This window comes from Mesorhizobium sp. 10J20-29 (genome assembly GCF_054130485.1).
Map to the genome: position 1 here is coordinate 487,373 of NZ_CP199156.1, position 7,628 is coordinate 495,000.

Here is a 7,628-nt window from a genome sequence, read left to right on the forward strand (position 1 = left end):
TATTGCGCTTGCCTGCCAAGGCACTCTGAAATCCAGGAGAGCCGGACTGCTCAATTTCCGGGCAGCCGGTGCGTACCATTCAAGCTTTGCAGGTGCGGGAGAAGCAGCTAGACTTGCATTCAGGCAACGCTTTGTCTTTGACGCGTCGCATAAACACATAAAAAGGAAACCTGCCTTATGCCGGACACCAAGCCGGACGAATCGAATCCTCGTGTCGCTCTCGTTTCTACTCACGGCTACGTCGCCGCGAACCCGCCGCTCGGCGCGGCCGATACCGGCGGACAGGTCGTCTACGTTCTCGAACTCGCCAAGAAGCTGGCCCAGCTAGGCTACAGCGTCGACATCTGGACGCGCCGCTTTGAGGATCAGCCGGCGGTGGACGAAGTGGCCGACAGGGTACGTGTCCTGCGCGTTCCCTGCGGCGGGCCCGATTTCATTCCCAAAGAGTACCTTTACCGGAGCCTGCTCGAGTGGGGCGAGAACGCGCTGCGGCTGATCCGCGACGAGGGTCTCACCTACGACTTCATCAACAGCCACTATTGGGACGGCGGCGTCGCCGGCCAGCGCCTCGCCGAGGCGCTCGACGTGCCGCATATCCACACGCCGCATTCGCTCGGCATGTGGAAAGAGCGGCAGATGAAGACCGACTATCCGGACAAGGCCGACTCCTTTGACGAGGAGTTCAACTTTGCCGAGCGCATCAAGCACGAGACGATCATCTACCGTAGCTGTGCCATGGTCATTGCCACGACCTCGCCGCAGCTCGACATGCTGATCGACGACTACAATGTCGACGCCAACCGCGTTCACATGATCCCGCCGGGCTACGACGACAACCGCTTCTTCCCGGTCAGCGACGCGACGCGCAGAATGGCGCGCAAGCGCCTAGGCTTCGAGGGTCGTACGATCCTGGCGCTCGGCCGGCTGGCCACCAACAAGGGCTACGACCTGCTGATCGACGCCTTCTCGGTCGTGGCGACACGCATACCGGACTCCGTGCTGCGGCTTGCCGTCGGCGGCGAGAACATGGACGACCACGAGCGCCAGATCCTCGACCAGCTGAAGGCGCAGGCCAAGCGGCTGAAGCTTGAGGACCGCATCGTCTTCTCGGGCTTCGTCGCCGACGAGGACCTTGCCGACACCTACAGGGCCGCCGACATGTTCGTCCTGTCGAGCCGCTACGAGCCCTTCGGCATGACCGCCATCGAGGCCATGGCCTGCGGCACCCCGACGGTGGTGACCATCCATGGCGGCCTCTACCGCGGCATCAGCTATGGCCGCCACGCGTTGTTTGCCGATCCCTTCGACAAGGAGGATCTCGGCATAACCATCACCAAGCCCTTGAACCACAAGCGGCTTTACGGCCGCCTTGGTCGCATGGGTGCCCACAAGGCACGCAGCCTCTACACCTGGACCGGCATCGCGCAGCAGCTGGTCAGCCTCGTCGAGGGCCGCCGCACGCTGAAGGCGGTCGACGACTACGACTGGGCCGAGCCCTGGAACGACGGCGATTGAAACCGGTCGCGCTGATCTCGAGCGACCTCGACGGTACGCTGGCCGGCGACGCGCCGGCCACGCGGATGTTCCGCGAGACGTGGGACGCGCTCGACAAGGCCCGCCGCCCGCTGCTCGTCTACAACAGCGGCCGGCTCGCCGACGACATACTGGAGTTTGTTGCCGCGACCGGCCTGCCCCAACCCGATTACGTGATCGGCGGCGTCGGCACCATGCTGGTCGCCCCGAGGGGCACGGAGAGCCTCGACCGCTTCCACGAAAGGCTCTCCGAAGGCTGGTCCCTTGATGCCGTCGAGGAGATCCTCGGCGCGCACGACAGGACGGAGCGCCAGCCCGACATCTACCAGCACGCCTTCAAGTCGAGCTGGTACCTGCGCGACGCCAACGCCGGAATGCTGGCCGACATAGAGAAGAAGCTGCAGCGCGCCGGCGTCGCCTTCACCATGGTCTATTCCAGTAGGCGCGACCTCGACATATTGCCGCTGCGCGCCGACAAGGGCCAGGCGCTGACATGGCTTGGCGAGGAACTCGGCATAGGCCTCGACGAGATGCTCGTCGCCGGCGATACCGGCAACGACCGATCCATGTTCGACCTGCCGGACGTGCGCGGCATCGTGGTGGGCAACGCCCTGCCCGAACTGCGCGCCATCGGCGAGGGTAATCCGAGGGTCTTCAACGCCAGGCGCACCCATGCCGCAGGCGTGCTTGAAGGCCTGGTGCACTGGTCCGTCCTCGACCGGGAAGGGGTCTGAGCGCGCCTGCGCTCAGGGTTTCAGCGCCCAGACGATGGCGCGCTCGACGGCACCCGGTTCGGCGGCGAGCCAGACCGACTGCACCGGCTCGAAGCCCTTGATCCGCTTGGTCCCTGCCCAGCGGCCATGGTCGGCGAAGACCTCGATCGAGCCGTAGTCCAGGAATATTCTCAGCCGCTTCGGCTTGGCGCCGCGCGCCAGGTAGTATGGACTCTTCTTCTGGTCGTCTTCGCTATACTTGATCGCCAGCCCGGCGTCATTGACGACGACCTGCAAATTGACCTCGGGATGATTGAGCTGCAGCGTGAAATGCGCGCCCGGCTCCGCCAGTTCGAACAGGATCTCGACCGCGCCGTTGACCAGCGTGATCGCCTCGCCGCCGGCAAGCCGCGTGCGGTCGAGAATGTGGCTGCGCAGGCTTTCGGCTGCGCCGATCGGCGGCGTATGCAGCGCGCCGTCGATCAGGTGAATGGCGCGCGGCAGGGTCATGGCTGTCGGAAAGTCGATTGCCGGGCCAGTATCGACCCAGTTGGCAAGCCAGCCCATGCCGACGATCGTGTTGCCGTCGACGAAGGCCTGGAAAGCGTAATTGTCGGTTCCGAAGTCGAGTTCCTGCTCGAACTCGCCGGTGAACGCCTTGCCGTCGAAATGGCCGACGACCGCGAGCGTCAGGTTCTTGCGGCCCGTCGCCTGGTCCTCGCCGTTCATCAGCCCGAAGATGAGCACCCAGCGCGTTTCTGGCGCCGCGGCCGGCCCGTCGACGGGCAGCAGGCAGGGACACTCGATCGCCGTCGTCTTGTGGCGGGTCTCGACCAGCAGCTTCGACACGAAGGTCCAGCCCGAGGCAGCGGTCGCGTCTTGAGTTTCATAGAGCAGGATGACGCCGCCGGCGTCGCTCTGGCTGCCCAGCAGCATTTTCCACAGCCCGTCGGGCCCGCGGAACACATAGGGATCGCGGAAATCGGGCGTCAGGCTCTGGTCGACCGGCCGGTAAGGCAGGATCACCTCCGCCTGCCCGGCCATGATCAGGTCGGACGAGGTGGCGGTCAGCTGGATCTGCTGCTCTGGCACCCGGTCGAGCACCTGCTCGGTGAAGAAGACGCGGATGCCCGGCCCCTCGACCAGCGGGATCGCCGAGCCCGAAAAGGCGCCGCCGCGCTTGTCGGGTCGCGCCGTCAGTTCCTCCGACGGAAACAGGAAGATCGGCATGTGCCGCCAGCGCAGATAATCGGATGAGACGGCATGCCCCCAGTGCATCGTGTTCCAGGTCAGGCCGTGCGAATAGTGCTGGTAGAAGAGGTGCGGCCGCCCGCCATAGCGGCCGAACCCGTTGGGATCGTTCATCCAGCCGAAGGGCGGGCGGAAGTGATAACTGTCGGGAATGTTCGGCGCAGCATTGCCGGGATTGGTGTGGAGCAGCGTGATGCCGGTGTCGAGAACTTCGGCCTGGGTGAACCAGTAGGCGACCGACAGTGACGTCTTCTGCGTATCGTAGCTGAGCTCGACCGGACCGCCGCCATAGACCTGGAAGATGCGGAACTCGTACTCCTCGGCATTGCGCACGCTGACGTCGCCGAAAGTGCCCCGCTGGTTGGAGAAGGCCATCTCGCCAGGGTGATCGGAAGACGTCGCCTTCATCCACAGATGGATGGTCGAATTCACCGGCAGGTCGGCATGCAGGCGCTTGATCGTGGCCGCCTCCGCGACCTTCAGCTCGCCATCGTGCATCGGAACTTCCTTCGTAGGACTGGATTGACAATTCGGCGCGCCGAGACCCGCCGCGCCGCCGTCAACGAAACAGCTCCTCCCGAACCCCGAGTACACCCCGGGTGGAGTCTGCAGGTCAAGACCCGACCGGGCAATCTGCTGGCCTTCAGGAAGACCGCCTCGTGCAGGAAACGTTGCACGGCGCGGGAGCGGGCGGCATTCGGGCAGCAACGCCGGCGCGCAGCACGGTCATTATCCCGATCTTGACGCGTGAGGTCTATTCCAACACTGATGATTGCCTGACCAAGCCCATGCCGGGGCAAAAACGATTCCCTCCCTGCCGCAGGCTGGACGGGGCGATCCGGCAGCCAAAGCACCTAAATCGGACTTCAGATGGATAATGAAACCAAGATCGTTGTCTCGGTGACGACAATACCGCCGCGATTCAACGACCTCGGGCTGACGCTCAAGAGCATTCTCGATCAGTCCCGCAGGCCCGATTCCATCGAAGTGACGGTCCCGCGGTCCTACAGGCGATTTCCCCAGCACGAGTTCCGCAGCCCCGAGGTTCCGGATGGTGTCGGGATCGTCGTCACCGACGAAGACCTCGGACCGGCCAGCAAGGTGCTTCCCTGTGCCCGGCGATATCGCGGGCAGAATGTGCGCATAGTCTATTGCGACGACGATCGCGCGGCGCCACGCGACTGGCTGGAGTCCCTCCTGTCCAAGACGCGGGAGCATCCGGAAAAGGCCATCGTTGCCTCTGGTGGAAATCTCGACAGGCTGCTCGGCCGGCAGCTCGCGTCCCCCGAGCCTCGCGCCGTTCGCCAGCCTCACCGGACCAACCTTCTCTACCGACTTGAGCGAATCGAGCAGGGGATGAAAAACCTCCTGACGGGACAACGACTGCCGAAGCCCGGCAGACGCTTGTACAGGAAGGATGGTTACGTCCATATCGCCTGCGGACTGGGTGGCGTCTCGGTCGCGCCGGACTTCTTCGACGACGAGAGCTACACGATTCCGAACGTGATCTGGGCCGTAGACGACATCTGGCTGTCGGGCAGCCTTGAACGGCGGGGCATCAGGATCTGGGCAGACAGCAATTGCAGGGTGCCGGTCGAACACCAGGGCGGCAACTACGACGCTCTCTTCAAGTCCATCATCGAAGATGCCGACCGCCACGAGGCAAATGCCGCCTGTGTCCGTTACATGCAGGAAGAATACGGGATCTGGTCATGAGCGCCCGCTCGCCGGTCCTCGCAGCCTGGGTCGCCTGATGTTCGGTTCGCCGTTTCGCTATCTCAGCTCCGGCCTGTCGCGCTGGAACCGTCGAAGGAAGCGGTTCTTCAAGTCGCTCAAGCTGCAAAGGCGCTTCCTGCGCTCGATACGCCCGCGCGACGCTTCCAGTGAGGCGCAAGTTGCACAGGCACTTGCCATGCTGCGTCCGGAGGCGATCGACACGCGACTGGTGCGCATCGGGCCGGACCGCGACGGGGGATACCTGGTTCCTGACGATCTCGACGCCATCAGCGCGCTGTTTTCACCGGGCGTTTCGCAGGAAATCGGCTTCGACCGCGCGATGGCCGCGAGAGGCATCGAGTGCTTTCTGGCCGACGCCTCCGTCGAGCCTCCCCCGAACCTGCCGTCAAACATCCACTTCCGATCGAACTTCATCGGCCCGCAGGACCGTCCGCCGTTCATAACGCTGCAGGATTGGGTGGAACAATCCGCCCCGGGCCAATCCGATCTCTTGCTGCAGATGGATATCGAGGGTGCCGAATACGACGTTCTCGTCGACCTTTCGGAGCAGCTTCTTGCCCGCTTCCGCATCATCGTCCTGGAACTGCATGACCTGCATCGGCTGGCAGAGCCGGCCTGGAGGGAGCGCTTCATGGCGACTGTCTCGAAGCTGAACGCGCAGCATCTCCTTTGCCATCTGCACCCGAACAACTACGCAGAACATTTTCGCTTCAGGGGACGGACCGTACCAACGGTCGTTGAACTGACCTACCTGCGCAAGGATCGGGCGGGCAGGACGGGGACCACGGCACAGCTGCCGCACCCGCTCGACCGGCCGAACGAGGCGAAGAACCCCGATATTCCGCACTCTCCCTTCTGGGATGCCGGATAGCATGATGCCCGCCTGAACGGAGAACCGGCTGGCCCGCTTATCGAAGCCCGGCATCCGGATCGGTCCGACGCTAGCCGCTGTCTGAAGACCACAAAAAAACCCGCCAGACTGGAAGCCTGGCGGGCTGATTTTGGTTGCGGGGGTTGGATTTGAACCAACGACCTTCAGGTTATGAGCCTGACGAGCTACCGGGCTGCTCCACCCCGCGTCAACTTTGGAGATATTGGCCCAAGAAAGGCGCATCGAAAAGAGAAGATTAACAGTGTGCGCTTGGCAGACCTGGCAGCGACTTACTCTCCCGCGTCTTAAGACGAAGTACCATCAGCGCTGGAGCGTTTCACGGCCGAGTTCGGAATGGGATCGGGTGCAGCCGCTCCGCCATAACCACCAGGTCGGCAAAACGCACATTGTTCAAGAAGCTGGATTTTCGTGCCTAGGCACGCGGCCCGTGCGGGCCGCAGCCATCACCGATGGTGATGGACACAAGTAATGAGAACGATCAAGCCAATCGAGCTATTAGTACCGGTAAACTTCATGCCTTACAGCACTTCCATACCCGGCCTATCAACGTGGTCGTCTTCCACGGCTCTCAGGGAATACTCGTTTTAAGGTGGGTTTCCCGCTTAGATGCCTTCAGCGGTTATCCCGTCCGGATGTAGCTACCCTGCTATGCGGCTGGCGCCACAACAGGTCCACCAGAGATCCGTCCATCCCGGTCCTCTCGTACTAGGGACAGATCCTTTCAATATTCCTACACCCACGGCAGATAGGGACCGAACTGTCTCACGACGTTCTGAACCCAACTCACGTACCGCTTTAAATGGCGAACAGCCATACCCTTGGGACCTGCTCCAGCCCCAGGATGCGATGAGTCGACATCGAGGTGCCAAACAACCCCGTCGATATGGACTCTTGGGGGTCATCAGCCTGTTATCCCCGGCGTACCTTTTATCCGTTGAGCGATGGCCCTTCCACGCGGGACCACCGGATCACTATGACCGACTTTCGTCTCTGCTCGACTTGTCAGTCTCGCAGTCAGGCAGGCTTATGCCATTGCACTCAGCGAACGATTTCCGACCGTTCTGAGCCCACCATCGCGCGCCTCCGTTACTCTTTAGGAGGCGACCGCCCCAGTCAAACTACCCACCATACATTGTCCCGGACCCGGATAACGGGCCGCGGTTAGACATCCATAGTAATAAGGGTGGTATTTCAAGGATGGCTCCACTCGAGCTGGCGCCCAAGCTTCAAAGCCTACCACCTATCCTACACATGCCACTACGAATGCCAATGTAAAGCTATAGTAAAGGTGCACGGGGTCTTTCCGTCTAACCGCAGGAACCCCGCATCTTCACGGGGAATTCAATTTCACTGAGTCTATGCTGGAGACAGCGGGGAAGTCGTTACGCCATTCGTGCAGGTCGGAACTTACCCGACAAGGAATTTCGCTACCTTAGGACCGTTATAGTTACGGCCGCCGTTTACTGGGGCTTCGATTCAGAGCTTGCACCCCTCCTCTTAAC

5 protein-coding genes, 1 tRNA gene and 2 rRNA genes (1 of these 8 cut by a window edge) are annotated in these 7,628 nt (G+C 62.4%); 4 read left to right on the plus strand and 4 right to left on the minus strand.

Annotated elements, in window-relative coordinates:
* The first annotated feature begins 177 nt into the window (after window positions 1–177).
* Both ACT2BZ_RS02360 and ACT2BZ_RS02365 read left to right on the plus strand, forming a co-directional pair.
* Window positions 178–1,515, plus strand: a complete 1,338-nt coding sequence (locus ACT2BZ_RS02360) for a glycosyltransferase (RefSeq protein ID WP_457939008.1) — start codon at window positions 178–180, stop codon at window positions 1,513–1,515.
* The gene (locus tag ACT2BZ_RS02365) at window positions 1,512–2,267 is read left to right on the plus strand and encodes an HAD-IIB family hydrolase (protein WP_457939009.1); all 756 of its coding nucleotides are present in this window, start codon (window positions 1,512–1,514) and stop codon (window positions 2,265–2,267) included. The genes ACT2BZ_RS02360 and ACT2BZ_RS02365 overlap by 4 nt, the downstream gene beginning before the upstream one ends.
* Before the next feature lie 12 nt (window positions 2,268–2,279).
* Here the strand turns inward: ACT2BZ_RS02365 and ACT2BZ_RS02370 are convergent, their stop codons facing one another.
* Complete coding sequence (locus ACT2BZ_RS02370; RefSeq protein ID WP_457939011.1) at window positions 2,280–3,995, minus strand: glycoside hydrolase family 32 protein; 1,716 nt, start codon at window positions 3,993–3,995, stop codon at window positions 2,280–2,282.
* A gap of 372 nt (window positions 3,996–4,367) precedes the next feature.
* Here ACT2BZ_RS02370 and ACT2BZ_RS02375 point away from each other — a divergent pair, with 372 nt between their 5' ends.
* Together ACT2BZ_RS02375 and ACT2BZ_RS02380 are read left to right on the plus strand one after the other, a co-directional pair.
* Window positions 4,368–5,213, plus strand: a complete 846-nt coding sequence (locus ACT2BZ_RS02375; RefSeq protein WP_457939013.1) for a glycosyltransferase family A protein — start codon at window positions 4,368–4,370, stop codon at window positions 5,211–5,213.
* A 37-nt stretch (window positions 5,214–5,250) separates the two neighbouring features.
* Complete coding sequence (locus ACT2BZ_RS02380; RefSeq protein ID WP_457939014.1) at window positions 5,251–6,105, plus strand: FkbM family methyltransferase; 855 nt, start codon at window positions 5,251–5,253, stop codon at window positions 6,103–6,105.
* Window positions 6,106–6,236: 131 nt separating this feature from the next.
* Here ACT2BZ_RS02380 and ACT2BZ_RS02385 read toward each other — a convergent pair.
* The 3 genes from ACT2BZ_RS02385 to ACT2BZ_RS02395 all read right to left on the minus strand — a co-directional run.
* A tRNA-Met gene (locus ACT2BZ_RS02385) sits at window positions 6,237–6,313 on the minus strand.
* 69 nt (window positions 6,314–6,382) lie between these two features.
* Window positions 6,383–6,497 (minus strand): 5S ribosomal RNA (gene rrf / locus ACT2BZ_RS02390).
* A 103-nt stretch (window positions 6,498–6,600) separates the two neighbouring features.
* Window positions 6,601–7,628, minus strand: a 23S ribosomal RNA gene (locus ACT2BZ_RS02395); it runs 1,785 nt beyond the window's last position.

Bases quoted from the DNA above. Each gene is read 5' to 3' on its own strand.
- ACT2BZ_RS02360 (WP_457939008.1), top strand. From the start codon at position 178: ATGCCGGACACCAAGCCGGACGAATCGAATCCTCGTGTCGCTCTCGTT.
- ACT2BZ_RS02375 (WP_457939013.1), top strand. From the start codon at position 4,368: ATGGATAATGAAACCAAGATCGTTGTCTCGGTGACGACAATACCGCCG.
- ACT2BZ_RS02380 (WP_457939014.1), top strand. From the start codon at position 5,251: ATGTTCGGTTCGCCGTTTCGCTATCTCAGCTCCGGCCTGTCGCGCTGG.
- ACT2BZ_RS02370 (WP_457939011.1), bottom strand. From the start codon at position 3,995: ATGCACGATGGCGAGCTGAAGGTCGCGGAGGCGGCCACGATCAAGCGC.